This is a genomic window from Desertivirga xinjiangensis (assembly GCF_024436435.1).
In the GTDB taxonomy this organism is placed as follows: domain Bacteria; phylum Bacteroidota; class Bacteroidia; order Sphingobacteriales; family Sphingobacteriaceae; genus Desertivirga; species Desertivirga xinjiangensis.
On record NZ_JAFMZP010000004.1, the window covers coordinates 161,317 to 179,074 of the forward strand.

Sequence of the window (17,758 nt, forward strand, 5' to 3'; positions counted from 1 at the left end):
TGTGTCCATCTCTTGCGGAGCCATTCACCCGTTTTGATCAAAAAAGGGTCTGCCTTCAAATGGAGTACAATAAAAAGCATCCTGTGCATGCTCTCTTGGTAGAAAAGATCACTGGTTATATCAACCCGAAGGACGATCTGGATCTGCAAAGGGCTATTGATAGTGATGAAGAAATCAGGTGTTTATGGAAAAGTATCTGCGATATGCATGCGGCCCGCGGAGGTGCTTTTTTTCATTCTCTGGACGAAGGCAAAGCCTGGGAAAAGATGAAAGCCAAAACAACAGGCCATAAATGACGGATTTCACCCTTTTTTCAGGCCAAACCGGGTCTTATATTAAGAAAGTTTTTTAGACATTTAGGCAGCCTCTCCTTTAACCTGCCTGTGTGCAGGAAAACCAATTACAATTTTTATGAGGATCAATACTTTTATTTACATCAGTTTTATTTTAGTTTCGGCAAAAGGCTTCTCTCAAACCTCCAATTATATTGATCGCAATGGAAATGGGCGTCAGGATGTGTTTGAAAATCCTGCAAGAACGCCGGATGAGCGTATTCAGGATTTGATGCGGCAGATGTCCATCGAGGAAAAAGTTGGCCAAATGGTACAGTACCCGGTTCCTTCTTTTGTCGGCGATCCTAACAGCCCTGATGAATTTGTCACCAGGAATAAAAAGCAGACCGCAGAACTAAAGAAATTGGTTGAAAAAGGTTTGATAGGTTCCGTTCATGCAAATTTGAGAGAAACTCCCAGGAATATTCAGCAGTCTGTAAGTCAGGTTAATAAGTGGCTGGATCAATCGCGGTTAAAAATTCCATTTTTAGTTGCAGTTGACGCTGTTCATGGAAACTCACTGGCCATCGGTGCCACTGTTTTCCCAAGTACCATTAATATGGGAGCTTCTTTTGACGAGACTCTATCTTATAAGGTAGCAGACGCTACATCTAAAGAATGTGTTGTTTTAGGGCAGAACTGGACAATGGGGCCGAATATCGAAGTTGCAAGGGACATGAGATGGGGTAGGATAGGTGAGACTTTCGGAGAAGATCCGTTACTCGTTTCCCGGCTTGGCGTGGCAACCATAAAGGGATTTCAAAAGGAATTGTCTCATAAATATAGTATGGCTACTTGCGCAAAACATTTTATAGCTGGAAGCCAGCCATCAGACGGTAGAAATAATAGTCCGACTGATGTTTCTGAAAGAACGCTTAGAGAGGTGTTTTATCCGCCATTTAAAGCGGCATTCGAAGCAGGCGTTGCCTCTGTTATGCTCGCCCATAATGAAGTGAACGGAATTCCTTGCCACAGCGACAGCACCATGATTAATGATTGGATTAAGGCTCATCAGGGCTTTTCGGGAGTTGTCATAAGCGATTATATGGATGTGCCAAGACTGGTGTCTATGCATCATGTAGCGGCTAATGAATCTGATGCCTACAGGATGGCAGTTAAGGCTGGATTGGATATGAATATGATGGGTCCGGGTTTTTACGAACCGGTATTAGAAGGCGTAAAAAGTGGGGAAGTTCCTCTGGCAAGAATCGACGACGCCGTAAAAAGAATACTTTATATCAAGTTTAGGCTGGGCCTTTTTGACAAAGTTATTGAGCTGAAGAAAGAAGATCTTTCCATTATTGCCAATGCCGGACATAAAGCCCTTGCTTTGGAAGCGGCTAGAAAATCAATTGCCTTATTGAAAAACAATAAAAATATTTTACCAATAAAGACAGGGACACAAATATTCCTTACCGGTCCATTGGCAAATAATGAGGCAATCCTGGGTGACTGGGTAGCTCCGTTTGAGCACTCGAATTCCACAACAGTCCTGAAGGGCTTCACGGCACTCGCAGGAAAAAATAACTTGACGTATTTTGATTGTGGCTCGTTGGAAAGTATTACAGATAAAATTATTGCGGAGGCAGTTGAAAAAAGTTCAAGCAGTGAAGTTATTGTCATTGTTGCAGGCCAGAATCCAAACCGCTCATCTGCACCTGGAACAAAAACTGAAGGTGAAAATATTGACCGGAACACTTTGGTCTTGCCCGGCAATCAGGCAGCACTGGTGAATAAACTTGCAGAGACAGGAAAACCGGTTATAATAGTTTACATCAATGGAGGTCCCATTGCAGATGATGCGGTGGAGAAGAATGCTGCGGCTATCATTAATGCTTTTTATCCCGGCATGGCTGGAGGCCAGGCAATTGCTGAAATAATTTACGGTAAGGTAAATCCAAGCGCTAAAATGCCTTATTCAGTTCCTCGCGGGACAGGGTATCTTAATTCATGGTATAATCAGCGTCCTTCCAAATATTCGACACTCAGAGGCCGGTATGCTATGGACGAAATTTCAAATGGCGTCACTCCATTGTACGATTTTGGCTATGGGCTGAGCTATACCCAGTTTGTATATTCAGATCTCAAGGTGCCTGCAAGCATAAAAAAAGGGGAAAGCTTCGAGATTTCTGTCAGGATAACAAACCAGGGGAAAATGGAGGGAGAAGAGGTGGCCATGTTATTTATGAATGATATCGTAAGCAGGGTAACTACTCCTTTGAGGCAGCTCACAGATTTCAAAAGGATACACCTTAAGACGGGAGAAAGTAAAGTCCTGAAATTTTTGATTAAGCCGGAGCAATTGATGTATCTGAATGAAAAGTTAAATCTCGAATTGGAAAAAGGTGATTTTAGATTTACTGTAGGAACTCACTCGTCTTCACCCCAAACGGCCATATTGCAAGTAAATTAAACCAATTTAATCCTTAATAATAAATATTCTTCACCCCTTTTTCTTAAAAATAGGTCTATAAACCGAACCACGATCTGTACAATCAAATTACTAACATATAACCGGAATTATGAAACGATTAAGCTTATTAGCCGCATTTTTTTTATTAAGTATTTCTTTTGTTATGGCGCAGGATAAGCCAGCCAGAATTTTATTTAAATGGGATCAGTCAACGATGGAGGAAGTAGGTTTTACGCAGGAGCAGATTCAAAGATTTGAAGAAATCCAGAAGGAAACTAATCTGGCTTCTTCTGCCCTACGAAAAGATGCCAGCTTGACCGCGGAACAAAAAAAGGAGAAAATGAATGCTTTGGTTAAAGAAAGAAGAGATAAACAGTATAGTGTCCTTACGCCTGAACAACTGGTAAAAACTAAGGCTATAATAAAAAGAATTCAGGCGGCAAATGCCGCAGCAGGATATTAGTACTTTTTTTAATCTCATTCAGGAGCGGGAAATCCCCTCTGAATAGTATACCAGATAAACCCAAATTATGTGCAGTTTTTTATTCAGGAAAATAAATGTGTTGTTGGTAATTATTACGGTAATCACAACAACGCAGACTTCGGCTAAAGTTCCGGGTACAGTATCAGCTACGTATTTAAAAGAGGTTCCGGCGCAAAACCTGAAAGTTACCGGGAAGGTAACAGATCAAAAAGGCGAACCTTTAATTGGTGTAACAGTTAAAGTAAAAGGCGTTAATACAGGTACAACTACAGATGTTCAAGGTAACTATTCTATAACCGTCAAAGACAGATCTGTTGTTCTGGTATTTTCCTATCTGGGTTTTGCAACCAGGGAAGTGCCGGTGACCCAGAATGTGCTGAACGTTAAACTGACCGAACAGAAGACAGGACTAGATGAAGTTGTAGTAATTGGTTATGGTACCCAAACAAGAAAAGACGTAACCGGGGCCGTATCACAAGTTAACGTGAAAGACATGCAAAAGGCCCCTGTTAAGTCTTTTGATGAAGCCCTGGCTGGTAGGGTTGCAGGTGTGCAGGTTTCGGGGAACGATGGGCAGCCTGGATCGCTTAATAATATTATTATACGGGGAGGGAATTCTGTTACCCAGGATAATACACCCTTATATGTGGTTGATGGTTTTCCTTTAGAAAATCCAGACTACAATATGATCAGTCCGGCTGACATCGAAAGCATTGACGTGTTGAAGGACGCCTCAGCTACGGCGATTTATGGCGCAAGGGGAGCCAACGGGGTAATTATAATTACTACCAAAAAAGGGGTGGAAGGCATTCCCGAGGTCAGCTATAGCGGCTATTATGGGGCACAGAAGATATCAAAAACGATGGACCTGATGAGTCCTTATGAGTTTGTTAAATATTTCCATGAATTAAACCCTCAAGTGGCAGAGATAGCTTATTTAAGCAATGGCAAAACTTTAGAGTCATACAGAGACGTAGAAGGGGTAGATTTCCAGGATCATGCATTCCGCACAGCTCCTATTCAAAATCATGATATTGCTTTAAGGGGAGGAACTAAGACCACTAAGTATTCCGTTTCCGGGAATATTTTCCGGCAGGATGGAATTTTTGTTAACTCAGGCTTCGAAAGAAACCAGGGGCGATTGACACTTGACCAGACCGTAAGCAAAAAGCTTAAAGTATTTACAACTATCAATTTAAGTAATTCCTCTTCGTTTGGTAGTTTGATAGGAGCGGCTGAGGAGAGAGGATCCACAGCTAGTGCGCTGTATGGAGTCTGGGCTTACCGGCCCGTTCCTATTAATGATGAGAATCTGTTAAGTGATCTCATCAACCCAGATTCTGAGGGAACTACCTATTCAGATTACAGGGTAAACCCTATTCTTAATGCTAAAAATGAGTTGCGAAGACAAACTAATAATAGTCTCAATCTGAATGGATATGCAGATTATGACCTCAGCCCGGATATTAAGATCCGAATAAGAGGAGGCGTAAACATTGGCTCAAGAAAAGAAGAAAATTTCTTCAACAGGTTTACTTCCTCTGGCTACTGGAGCGTGCCAAACGGTTCAATATATAATAATCAGACAACTAACTGGCTTAATGAAAATACGATTACCTACAAAAAGACATTTGAAAAGATACATCGTTTAGAAGTTCTGGGAGGTTTCACGTTACAGGGAGATAAATTCAGTAGAAATGGATTCTCTGCAAGAGATCTGGTGACAGAATCTCTGGGGATCGATGGACTGGATAATTCACGAAGCATTGTACCGTACTCCGCTACATCACGATGGGGATTGGTTTCTTATTTGGGCAGGGCAAACTATAGTTACAAATCGAAGTATCTGTTCACTGCATCGCTAAGAGCAGATGGTTCTTCTAAATTTATAGGTGATAACCGCTGGGGCTATTTTCCATCGGGCTCCGTAGCCTGGAGGATGAGCAGCGAAAACTTTATGAAAAAGTTTGATTTTATCACCGATGCAAAATTACGTTTAAGTTATGGCGCAACGGGAAATAACAGGATAGCTGATTTTCCCTACTTATCTTTATTTGAAACCAATAATTCTTATTATTCATTTAATAACCTGGAGCCACTTCCTGGTTTAGATGTTTCACAATTCGGAAATACTGATTTAAGATGGGAAACAACCTATCAGACTAATTTAGGCTATGATCTTAACCTCTTCAGGGGAAGGGTAGAATTTACGGCTGAAGTATATCAGAAAAAGACTAAAGATCTTTTGCTGAACGCAGATGTTCCTTTTACAACGGGCTTAGCCAGTGTCTTTAGAAATGTCGGTTCCATAAAAAACGAAGGCCTGGAGCTGAGTTTAAATACAGCTAATATTAAAAAAGAAAATTTCTCGTGGAGCACCAGTTTTAATATAAGTTTTAACCGCAATAAAGTTATCGAACTTGCAGAAAATCAGCAAACTCTCACGAAAACAACTCTGCTTAGACCTGGATATAACAATTTGTACCCCTACATAGCAATTGTCGGCCAGCCTGTGGCTCAATTTTATGGTTTAATCTGGGATGGTGTTTATCAGTATAAAGATTTCGATTTACTGCCCAATGGAACATATTCGCTTAAAGATAATATTACCGACAACGGCGAAGCCAGAGGGGCAGTTAAACCTGGTGATATAAAATACAGGGATATCAACGGTGATCGGAAAGTCAACGCTTCAGATTATACGGCTATAGGGAGGGCATTACCAATTCATACCTGTGGATTCAATAATAATTTGGCTTTTAAAAATTTTGATCTGAATATATTCTTTCAATGGTCTTATGGTAACAAAATTTTGAATGCGAACAGGATCTTTTTGGAAGGAAATGAGGTGGGGTCGCCCTATGTAAATCAGTTTGCCTCTTATGAAGATCGCTGGACCCCAGACAATCCGAGTAATACATTATACAGCTCAACCGGTAGAGGTCCTCTTGCTTATTCGTCAAGGTTACTTGAAGACGGCTCCTTCCTGAGACTAAAGACGCTTGCATTAGGTTACCGTATTCCTGATCGCCTGGTAAGAAGTGTAAAAATGAAAAATCTGAGAGTTTATGTCTCCGGGCAAAACCTTCTTACATGGACAAATTATTCGGGTTTAGATCCAGAAGTATCCGTTAGAAATTCGCCCCTCAGTCCCGGCTTTGATTATTCAGCCTATCCGAGATCTCGAGTCTTCACATTCGGTTTAAGTGCTTCACTATAATTTTTAAGTTATGCAAAATAGAAAGATAATATATTCACTATTGGTTGCTCTTGTACTTGTTAGTTCATCCTGTGAAAAAATATTGAATCCAGAGCCCACGGACCTGATTTCAAAAGAGCAATATTACAATAATGAGGCTGAGCTGCAAATTGCCTTAACCGGCGTTTATGATAAATTATCCTCATTGGATATTTATGGAAGCAATCAGTCCTTCTGGCTCACATTTGGTACAGATGAATCCACCTCCCGGCTTTCGTTGACAAATGAACCAATTGCCGAATATTCATATGATCCGGCCAATCCGCGGTTAACGAATTTCTGGCAGGCATTGTATGAAGGCATAGAGCGGGCGAACCTTCTGCTGGCAAACATAAAAAAGCCAGCAATGGATGATACCAGAAGAGGGTATATAGAAGGCGAGGCTTTATTTTTAAGGGCATACTATTATTTTCTGCTGGTGAGTAGTTTTGGCGATGTTCCATTAAAATTAACGCCTACGAGTAGTATTGTAAATACAGATATCCCACGAACACCATCGAAAGTGGTATACGAGCAAATTATTGCCGATATGACAAAGGCTGAAGCCTTAGTTCAGGATGTGGTAAAATATGACCTGGCTGGCTCTGCAGATGGTGGCCTAATGTATGCCGGACGGGTTACAAAATCGGCAGTTCAAGGTATACTTGCGCGGGTTTGTCTTACTATGGCAGGCTATCCTGTACGGGATGTTTCAAAGTATCAGTTGGCATATGAATGGGCCCTTAAAGTAAAGAGTTCTGGCCGACACAGGTTAAACCCTGATTATAGTGATGTATTTATAAGGTTAGCATCAGACAGATATGATACGCAGGAAAGTATTTGGGAAGTAGAGTTCTATGGGAATAATACGGGTGGTTATAATGAGGGCGGGCAGGCTTTAGGCTCTCTGATAGGTATACTTAATAACGTAACTACTAATAATACGATTGGTTATAGTGCTGCATATGTGAGAGTTTCTAAAAATCTGTATGATGCCTATGCGGTAAAAAATGGCATTTTGATAGACACCCGGCGTACCTGGAATTGTCCGAACTTTACATATTCAGATGGGGTGAAGGTAACTCAAACAAACGTTTGGGTTTTTCCAGCAGGTAAATTTCGCCGGGAGTATGAAGTCGTATTTCCTAAGGACAAGAATTTTTCTCCCATAAACTTCCCGGTGCTCCGTTACTCTGATGTTTTGTTGATGATCGCAGAGGCTGAAAACGAAATGACCAATGGAGAATTTACGTCTGTAGCTACAGAAGCAGTGGAAGAGGTGAGGCGCAGGGCTTATACAGATCCATCAGAAGCCACTTTAAAGCCGGCAGAAGTTGCCAATAAAGAAGCTTTTGCTGAAACGATCCGAAACGAACGGTTTAAAGAACTTTGTTTCGAGGGTTTAAGAAAACCTGACTTAATCAGGTGGGGTATGTTTTATGATACCATGAAGGAATTCGCTTCATATTCTGATCGGAATGGAGGTACATCTATTGGAGCCATACCCGCAAAAAATCTGGCTCAGAGGCACTGGCTGCTGCCCATCCCGAGCAGGGAAATGTCGTTAAATAAAGCACTTGTTCAAAATGTAGGTTGGTAATTTGAAAAATATGAGGTATTTAGTAATGTTATGTATTGGTGTCTTTACATTAAGTGCTTGTACAAAAAACGAAGTAGGAAGTCCCGTGTTTGAAGTATCTTTTGATAAGAGCAAGACATATAAGGAGGGAGATACTGTAGTTTTCAATATAACAGGAAACGCAGAAAACTTTAGTTTTTATCCCGGATCGTCCGGCTTTAATTATGCTTATAAAGACAGGATCCAGTTGGATGGAACCCCCGTTCTTAATTTTTCGACTCTTTTAAATTATGCAGGGCAGGTAAATACCATTAAACTATGGGCATCGGTTGATTTTAATGGTAAATACACTGAAAGTGATGTCAAAGCAGCTACATGGAAGGAGCTGAATGCTTCTTATGCAACAGCAGCAACCGAACGCCCATCGGGAGAAATAGACTTAACTGAGTTCTTGAATCCCGAAAATAAACCACTCTATCTTGCATTTCAATATCTCGGATACTTTCATGCCACTTTAAGGCAACCTAAATGGACCATAAGGTCTTTTAAGATCGATAACAAAGTAACCGATGGGAGTATAATACCTGTAGTTTCTACAGCTGAAATTGGCTGGTCGCAGCTGGATTTTAAAAACAACACTACAGTATGGAGCTTGCCTGCAACCGGATTGATATCCATTGATGGTACAACTGTTCCTGCAAGCGGAATCAAGACAAAGGATGACAATGATGACTGGGCTATCTCGAAGCCGATAGATCTGCGAAAAACTAAGCCTGATCAGAGTATTCCGGTTAAACATCTGCTCTCTGGTAATTTAGACAGCTATAAGTATGTATACACAAAGGCAGGTACATATAAAGGTGTATTTGTTGCTTTTAACCAGAATATAGATTCGCGCGAAGAAGTAATTAAGGAGTTTACCATCACCATAAATCCAAAATAGCTTATGAAATTAAAGCTCATTCTGAATTTGCTTTTAGTATTAAGTATTTCTGCTTTTGCACAGACATCCACACAACAATCGCAAACAGTTCCTGCATGGGCAAAGGAAAGCCCCGAACAAAAGTGGAAAAGGATGGAATGGTGGAGAGAAGCCCGGTTTGGTATGTTTATACATTGGGGACTGTATTCGGTTCCGGCAAGACATGAATGGGTCCAAAGCCGTGAAAAAATACCCGTCGAAGGTTATCAGAAATATTTTGAAGCTTTTAATCCCGACCTATATAATCCAAAAGACTGGGCGCAAAAGGCAAAAAATGCCGGAATGAAGTATGTGGTGATTACGGCCAAACATCATGAAGGTTTTTGTTTGTGGGATACTAAATATTCTGATTTTAAAGCCACTAATACGGCTGCTAAAAGAGATCTGTTAAAACCCCTGGTAGATGCTTTCAGAGCGGAGGGAATACGAATAGGTTTTTATTATTCCCTGATAGACTGGCATCATCCGGAGTTTACCATTGACAGGGCGCATCCATTGAGAGACAATAAGGACGCACGTTCAGATAAGCGTGATATGTCAAAATACAGAACTTATATGCGCAACCAGCTTACTGAGCTATTAACGCAGTTTGGACAAATAGATCAGTTGTTTTTAGATTACTCTTACCCCGGCGAGAACGGGAAAGGTCATGCTGACTGGGATTCTGAAGGTTTATTGAGACTGGTCAGAAAGTTACAGCCGCAAATTATTGTAGATGACCGACTCGATTTATACCATACCAGCTGGGGCTGGGACTATAAAACTCCCGAGCAGTTTATGCCTCAGGAATGGCCTAAGGTAGACGGTGTAAAAGTGCCATGGGAAACATGCCAGACATTCTCGGGATCATGGGGTTATAATCGTGATGAATATACCTGGAAAAGCCCTCAGCAATTAACCGCTATGCTTTCTGAAGTAGTAAGTAAGGGAGGCAACCTTTTATTGAATGTAGGGCCGACAGCCAGGGGAGAGTTTGATAGCAGAGCAAATGAAAGATTAGCTGCAATAGGCCATTGGATGAAATACAACAGTCGCTCCATTTATGGCTGTACTGAGGCTCCACCAGAATTTAAGAAACCTGATAATTGTTTCTTAACCTATAATCCCTCAACCAGAAGACTTTATGTGCATGTTCTGGAATGGCCATTTAAATCGCTTCACCTCAAGGGATATAAAGGCCTGGTTAAATATGTTCAGTTATTAAGTGATGGATCAGAAATAAAATTCAGGGAGAATATTGCTCCGGGTAGTCACACAACCGAAACCACTGGAGATAATGATATCATGCTTGAGCTTCCTGTTCAGAAACCGGAAGGTGCCATACCGGTAATCGAAATAATCTTAAAATAGGAATAACCATTTTAAACCAAAAACGATGAAACAGAATTACCCCGTTTTACTTTTTATACTGCTATTCTTTACTTTCAATGCCATAGCGGAGACCAGAACATCTGTACAAAGTGGCCCCTGGAATAATGCCGCTACATGGGGTGGCGCTGCCGTGCCTGCCAGCTCGGACGATGTAATTATCGCAGCGGGACATACCGTTTCGTTACAAGCAGCTTCTTCAGGGAAGACCCTCCAGGTCGAGGGGACATTAGCTTTTGGAAGTTCGTCCGGATTTTTAACGATTTACGGGGATGTGACAGTTGCAGCTGCAGGTAATATAAATGCTTATGTTACCACTAGTCCTGCAACAGGAAAACCCCTGACTGTGCGCGGAAATTTTATTAACAATGGCACTGTTGATTTTTCACAGGCTAGTGCTAACCTGATTATGGGGGAGCCTCTCAGCAAAACTGCGAGTTCGATTTCAGGCACTGGGAATTTTGGGGTAATAAGGATGCTGACTATCGATAATCAGTTCGGCGTAAATTTAAGTTCTCCGATCAATATATCTAACCGCCTGTACTTAACAAGCGGTGTGTTTAATAACGGAAATAACTTAACATTAAATAACTCCAATGTTGGCAACGGCCCACCTGCACCACAAATGATTGTTATCCGGTCGCAGTTAAGTAGTCTGGAAAGCGCATTTATACCAGGATCTAACGTTGCTCTCTTTATTCAATATACTGCTAACGAGGATGCAGAAAATGCACAAATAGTTGCAGGGTATGAGATACCTGCCAGTAATTCTATAGCAAGGCTTACACTTGAAAATCCCGGAGGTCTGCTTTTAACTAATGACCTGAGACTTACCTCGTCAAGTATCGCCCTGGTGCTTACCGCGGGTATAGTAACTGTTCCAAAAGAAAAGGCAATCACAGTTACCAATACCACCGTAGGAGCTACATTAATAAGTCAAGGTACCGCATCCAGCTATGTAGATGGGGCAATTATTGTTACTGCATTGACTACCGCCCAGATTAGAAATATACCTATTGGAAGTAATGGGAAGAACAGGAAAGTTGTGTTAACCGGATTAAAATCTGATGGTTCCTCATCGGCTTTAGTCAAATTTCATATTGAAGATGCGAATGGCGGCACTCCTGCCTCAGGTACAACTATCGCCAATACGCGCCGCTGGGTAGGAGAGTTGCTAAGTGGCGGTGTAACTTATACCGGTATCAGTATCGATTATAATGATGATGATAAAATTAAATCGATAGTTCCTGATCTTCTATCAAAGTCTGCCTCTTCAAACGGATCATATAATATTCTAGGTTCAGGTTCTACCACAGGGAACAGCGTTTCTTCGGCAATTGGAACTTATACTGACTTTGGCTTTTTTGCTTTGACGCACACCGGTGTTCTTCCGGTTGTTTTAACATCTTATAATCTCAAAAGAGAAACAGAAGGTATTAAAATAAGCTGGACTACTGGTTCCGAAACTAACAACCGGCATTTTATAATTGAGCGTTCTTCTGATGGTAGATCATTTACTACTCTGCAAACCATTGAAGGGAAGGGAAATTATATCGGCAACTCTGAGTATATATTTTATGATAAAAAGCCATTGAGTGGAATTGCTTATTACCGTTTAATGCAAGTAGACTTCGATGGGAGAACAACTGATCTTGGTTTGGAATCTATCCGTTACTCTTTAGAAAGTAAGGTAGAACTAACTGTTTATCCTAATCCTGTAACAGATAAGGTTAGTATATCATTAACCAACAGCCCCCTTAAATTAGCTGACATCGCCATGTTTGACATGAACGGTAGTATCGCGCATAAAGAAGTCAACGTAAATATTGAAAACGGCTGTCAGATAAATGTTGATCATTTGAGAAAAGGTCAATACCTGATAAAGATATCCGGAGCGGGATACGCAAAGGTTGCAAAGGTGTTGATCAATTAACAGTCCCGTTATGATGAGATTAGGGTTTCTTATTTACTTAGTACTGTCTTCCTGGTGTGCAACAGCGCAGAAAGCTAAAACACCATTATTTAAAAACGGGGATAAAGTATGTTTTATAGGTAATAGCATAACCAATAGTGGAGAGTTCTACAATTTTATTTACTTGTACTATGCTACCCGCTATCCACAGGAACAACTACAATTTATTAACTGTGGTATTTCCGGAGATGTTGCCGCAGGGGTTTTAAAGCGCATGGATAAGGATATACTTATTCACCAACCCAACTGGACCGTATTAATGGTTGGAATGAATGATGTAAGACGAAATTTGTATACTACAGAGGCATCGAAAAAAACAGGTATAGAGAATGAACGAACGAAAGTATTAAATACCTACAGGAACAACACTGAAGATATTGTAAAAATCCTTGGTTCAAAAAGTAAGGTGATTTTACAAAAGCCGACAATCTACGATCAGACTGCGGTGTTAAAAGCGGCTAATGACTTTGGAGTGAATGATGCGCTTGGAAAATGTGCAGATCAGGTTCAAAAACTTTCTGATAAATACAATACAAAACTGGTTGATTACCGGACCATTATGAACCAGGTGAATTCTCAGTTGCAGCAAGATAATCCTGCGGCGACTATCATTGGTCCAGATAGAATACATCCTGCCTCTCCCGGACATTTGCTGATGGCCTATCAGTTCTTAAAATCCACAGGTTCATCCAGGTATGTTTCTAAGATCATTATTGAGAAAAACCTATACCAAAGCAACGAGAGAAGTCTCAACTGTGAAATAAATAACCTCAAAACAGAACCTGATGGCATATCGTTCAGATGTTTAGAAAACAGCCTTCCTTTTCCTGTAAGGCCCGAAGCCATGGAAGCATTGGGTTGGATTCCCTTTACTGAAGATTTAAACCAGCAAATACTACAGGTTAGCGATGTTAAAGCGGGTAATTATGATTTGCAGATAGATGGTCGGCTGGTCGCAAGCTATTCTTCTGAGGAATTAGAGAAAGGTATCAATTTATCTTTACTTAAAGCTACACCGCAATATCAGCAAGCTTTAAAAGTCATGAATCTCTGTATGAACCTCAGAAAACATGAAAGTTTGTTAAGAAGCTTGAAATTTGTCGAGATAGGACATCTGGAAGACTTGAAAATAAGAACAGATACAGCCCAAATTAAGCAGTTTCTCGATGACCGGTTAAAGAAATATGAAAACAGCGGGCACTATAGTTATTATAAGACCCAGTTTCAAAAATATCTTTTGAATAAGCCGAGGGAAGAACGGACAGAAAAGCAGATGGAGAGTATAAGAAATGAGATCTACCAGGTAAATAAGCCTGTCCCTCATGTCTTTAAATTGGTTAAAAAGAGTTAATCAACAAGTTAAGTCTAAATTGCCCAATTATGAATAGGATTTTTTTATGGCTGATCGCGACAGCCTGCTGCACGATATTATCCGGAGTTTGTTTGGCATGGGCAAAAAAGAACGAACCAAGCTGTATCGCTTTTAGTTACGACGATTTGTCGGCTATCCGGAAAAGCATAAAAGCTGGCAAGACTGATTATTTGCCAGCATATAATCAGTTGCTGAAGTATGCTGCACAGCTGCTGGAGACACAGCCGGAAAAAGTAACCGATGGCGACCGACCACCTACCGGTGATGTCCATGATTTTTATTCGATCGGCAAGTTCTCCTGGCGTAACCCTAACACGCCCGATGGCATGCCTTATATTCGTGGCGACGGCAAGTATAATGAGGAGGCGTTTGGTGACAGGTATGATCTTACACGTTTTGAAACGACCGTGAAAAATGTCAACATCCTCACGCTGGCCTGGTTTTATTCAGGCGATGAAAGATATGCCGTAAAAGCTGGCGAGCTGCTAAAAAACTGGTTTATTGATCCTGAAACGCGGATGAATCCCAATATGAAGTGTGCTGCTGCATTGCCAGGTGTAAATGATGGTTTGCCGACAGGGATTATCTTTACAGTAATGCTGGTTGAGATGACCGATCATGTGCAGTTGCTCCGCTTGTCTAAATCGTGGGATGCAGATTCCGATAAAAATTTAAGAAAATGGTTTGCCGAATATAAAACCTGGCTCGAAACGAGCGATTTTGGAAAAATAGAAAAGGCCGCTAAAAACAATCACGGCACATGGTACGCTGCCCAAATCGTAGCCTACAATTTGTTTATTGGAGAGAAAGATGGAATGAATGAGGAGTTTCAACAGGCCAAAAACAAACTCAGCTCGCAGGTAATGCCCCGAGGCGAATTGCCGCTTGAGATTAAACGGGTTGAAGGTTTTCACTATTTTATTTATGGCCTTAAGGCTTTTAACGTGCTGGCAAACGGATTGCAGAAGTTCGGATATGATTTATGGGCATATCAAACGCCTGATAAGAAAAGTTTGATGCTCCCTTATAAATACATCATTCCTTACATAACGCGGGAAAAGTCCTGGACCAGTGGAGGAGTAGTTTCAGGTAACGCACGGGACCAAATAATTATGATCAAACAGGCCGCAGCAAGGTATGACCTGCCTGAAAGCAAGAAGGCGGTTGATCTGCTAAATGCGGCTATGAAGCCTAACGACATTGGCCAGCTCTATATATTTAAATGAATAATCATCCCGTGACATATCAAGCAAAGTCGTTTGTAGGCTTGATTCATAAACTTTTTCTGCACAAGTATGGAATAATTTTGCTTTTCCTTTTACTCGTTGCGGAATCCTCTTTCTCGCAAACCGCTCTTTCTGAAAAGGAATTTGAGAAGTTAAACCACTCGCATGATATAACAGCACCCGATTGGGGGCCCTATTCTAAATCTTACGCAGGCGTATCGCATATTGCAAATAGGGATCAGGGCATCAGGTTCGATTTTACTGTTGTTACGGGCTATTATAGAGGTAAACTTGTTATTCCTAACCACTTATTTGAATCTGATTTTCACCCATGGACCGCTACAACGGATTTAAATAGTTTTTCATTTAGACAGGAGATTGCATGGAAGGATAAAATATTTGCAGACCTTTCTGTTACTAAATTTAAAGAGGACGCTCGCCTGGTGCAGATAAAATTGTCAAATAATACGCTCGAAACCCAGGCTTTATCTGTCAACATGCTGGCCGGTATCAGTTATCCTGAAGTAAGACCCATGCAGGTTAAACTTCCTTTTGGAAGAAAATGGACAGGCGGCATCGAATATGATACGTTAGAATATGTAGTTCCCCGTCCGGATGATCAGCTACGCCCTGATGGCCTGCTTAAAGGTGAATGGCGGAGCAGTCAGTTTACAAATGGGAGCGCGCTGGCTGATGGCTTTGGAAGACATAAAGGCGACTTCGTATCTTATAAGTTTGATGCTGATGGATATGAAAATGCTCATTTGGTATTAAGATATAGAGTTGCTGAGGGAAGTTCTGCCATTTTGAAAACCGATGGCTTAGCACAAAAGATATTGTCTTTAAAAGGCACCGGAAAGATGGAGCAATATGTTGTACCGATTGGTAAGATGGCGGCAGGTTCCCAAATTCTTAGGTTTGTTGCTGCCAACTCAACAAGTGTGGAAATAGACGGCTTCACGCTCGTAGAAAAAGACGAACTAGCGTCGGTAAGTTTTGAAAAAAGTTCTTCCGATTTTTTGCCTGTGCAGGAGATAGGCGATAAAAGTTTAATATTGAAGTTCCCGGGCTTACAGCAGCACTATGGTATTTCCTGGAAGAGTTCAGAACCTTATATATTCCGCGACCTTTATGGTAAGTACATGGACGTTTCTCTAAGGAAAGTAGCTGGCGATAATATTTATCCGAGTGTGACTGATAAGAGTGAGGGCCATCATGCAAATGTCTTTATTCGTCCTATAGAACTGGCTCCCTTATCCAGCAAGACAATTTTTGTAATACTTTGTCAGGGCGATAAAGAGCACTTAGAGAATGTATTTAAGGACTTCGCAAATGAGGATCTTGTTCCACTTGTAAACGAAGTGGAAACGTTAGGTTCCATTAATCCTGAGGGGAAACCCTATGTTTTTAGCCAAGAAAGGATGAAAGCCACACTTCTGCAAAACGTAGTGTATCCTATTTATAACGGAGGTAAATACACACGTCATTTTACTCCCGGGAAGCGTTGGAATAGCTTATATACCTGGGATTCAGGTTTTATAGGCTTGGGGATGGCTGAGGTCGACCTGCGGCGTGCGGTAGAAAGCCTGAATTCATATACCAATAATGAAAGCAACCCTAATGCTTTTGTTCAGCATGGTTCTCTTGTACCCGTACAGTTTTTCCTTTATCAGGAGCTTTGGAATAAAACGCAGTCGACAGAACTGCTTAAGTATTTCTATCCCAGGCTTCGTAAATATTATCTGTTTTTTACCGGGCAGTATGGAAGTTCAACTATGAATAATTTGAAATCCGGCCTGCTGCGTCCTTTTGATTATTTTTATAATTCAGGAGGATGGGATGATTACCCGGCCCAGGAGTATATGCATCACAGGGGGCTTGCTGCTCATACGGCACCTGTTATCACTACAGCGATGGCCATACGGATCGCAAAAATAATGTCGATGGCCGCGGCTACTTCAGGAAATCTTAAAGATGTTGCGGCTTACCAAAAGGATATTTCTTCGTTTACAAAAGCGATTCAGAAAAATAGCTGGGATAAAGAGTCAAGATATTTCGGTTATGTGGTTCACGATAGGATAACTAAAGAAGCGTCATATATTTTAAGAACGCCTGAAGGTGAGAATTTCAATAAGGGGCTCGACGGGCTATATCCGCTTATCGCAGGAATTTGTACTGAGGATCAAAAGGCCGAGGCACTAAAAAAACTATTCACTTCCGGTAAGTTATGGACAGATATCGGGCTTTCAGTGGTCGATCAATCGGCCGGCTATTTTAGTAAGAACGGCTATTGGAATGGAGCTATATGGTTTGCCCATCAATGGTTTGTCTGGAAGACCATGCTCGATCTGGGTGAAACCAGGCATGCCAATAAAATAGCTAAAACCGCGCTGGATCTGTATAAAACGGAAGTGGATTCCACCTATAACACTTATGAAATATTCCGGGTACAAACAGGGCGAGGAAACGGCTGGCATCAGTTTTCAGGCTTGTCGGCACCGGTTTTAAATTGGTTTGCTGCCTACTACAAGCCTGGAACCATAACTTCGGGTTTTAACAGTTGGATCGAATCTAAAACTTATCAGCCCGGTTCGGATACACTAGAAGCCAGGATAATGTTTGGAACCATGGAAGAACAGCAGACGGTATTAATATGCATGCCGGCCGGGAAAAAATACCAGGTATTTGTAAACGGAAAAAAAGCCGGGTTTAGGGAAAGTCTTGCTGGCTTACTCGAAATCAGCATACGGCAGTTAAAAGCAAAGGAAGTTTCAATTTCTGTTCACCCATAA

11 protein-coding genes are annotated in these 17,758 nt (G+C 41.2%); all 11 read left to right on the forward strand.

The features are described 5' to 3' along the window. The first annotated feature begins 59 nt into the window (after positions 1 to 59). The 11 genes from J3P37_RS12070 to J3P37_RS23125 all read left to right on the forward strand — a co-directional run bounded on the left by J3P37_RS12070 (position 60) and on the right by J3P37_RS23125 (position 17,758). Positions 60 to 296: a hypothetical protein gene (locus J3P37_RS12070; protein WP_256011433.1), complete on the forward strand. Its 237-nt coding sequence runs from the start codon at positions 60 to 62 to the stop codon at positions 294 to 296. A 115-nt stretch (positions 297 to 411) separates the two neighbouring features. Continuing rightward, a complete protein-coding gene (locus J3P37_RS12075; RefSeq protein WP_256011434.1) occupies positions 412 to 2,745 on the forward strand; it encodes a glycoside hydrolase family 3 N-terminal domain-containing protein in 2,334 nt (777 codons plus the stop codon). 109 nt (positions 2,746 to 2,854) lie between these two features. Continuing rightward, complete coding sequence (locus J3P37_RS12080; RefSeq protein WP_256011435.1) at positions 2,855 to 3,208, forward strand: hypothetical protein; 354 nt, start codon at positions 2,855 to 2,857, stop codon at positions 3,206 to 3,208. A gap of 67 nt (positions 3,209 to 3,275) precedes the next feature. Further along, positions 3,276 to 6,449, forward strand: coding sequence for a SusC/RagA family TonB-linked outer membrane protein (locus J3P37_RS12085; protein ID WP_256011438.1), 3,174 nt, complete (start codon positions 3,276 to 3,278; stop codon positions 6,447 to 6,449). A gap of 10 nt (positions 6,450 to 6,459) precedes the next feature. Continuing rightward, on the forward strand, positions 6,460 to 8,067 hold the full coding sequence (locus tag J3P37_RS12090; protein WP_256011439.1) for a RagB/SusD family nutrient uptake outer membrane protein: 1,608 nt from the start codon (positions 6,460 to 6,462) through the stop codon (positions 8,065 to 8,067). A 10-nt stretch (positions 8,068 to 8,077) separates the two neighbouring features. Continuing rightward, positions 8,078 to 8,989, forward strand: a complete 912-nt coding sequence (locus tag J3P37_RS12095; protein ID WP_256011441.1) for a DUF5017 domain-containing protein — start codon at positions 8,078 to 8,080, stop codon at positions 8,987 to 8,989. Between the two features lie 3 nt (positions 8,990 to 8,992). After that, positions 8,993 to 10,378 carry an alpha-L-fucosidase gene (locus J3P37_RS12100; protein ID WP_256011442.1) on the forward strand — a complete coding sequence of 462 codons (1,386 nt, stop codon included), beginning with the start codon at positions 8,993 to 8,995 and terminating at the stop codon, positions 10,376 to 10,378. A 25-nt stretch (positions 10,379 to 10,403) separates the two neighbouring features. Continuing rightward, on the forward strand, positions 10,404 to 12,329 hold the full coding sequence (locus J3P37_RS12105) for a T9SS type A sorting domain-containing protein (protein WP_256011443.1): 1,926 nt from the start codon (positions 10,404 to 10,406) through the stop codon (positions 12,327 to 12,329). Between the two features lie 10 nt (positions 12,330 to 12,339). Beyond that, on the forward strand, positions 12,340 to 13,719 hold the full coding sequence (locus J3P37_RS12110) for an SGNH/GDSL hydrolase family protein (protein ID WP_256011445.1): 1,380 nt from the start codon (positions 12,340 to 12,342) through the stop codon (positions 13,717 to 13,719). A 29-nt stretch (positions 13,720 to 13,748) separates the two neighbouring features. Then, a complete protein-coding gene (locus J3P37_RS12115; protein ID WP_256011447.1) occupies positions 13,749 to 14,966 on the forward strand; it encodes an alginate lyase family protein in 1,218 nt (405 codons plus the stop codon). Between the two features lie 11 nt (positions 14,967 to 14,977). Then, the gene (locus tag J3P37_RS23125) at positions 14,978 to 17,758 is read left to right on the forward strand and encodes an MGH1-like glycoside hydrolase domain-containing protein (protein ID WP_256011449.1); all 2,781 of its coding nucleotides are present in this window, start codon (positions 14,978 to 14,980) and stop codon (positions 17,756 to 17,758) included.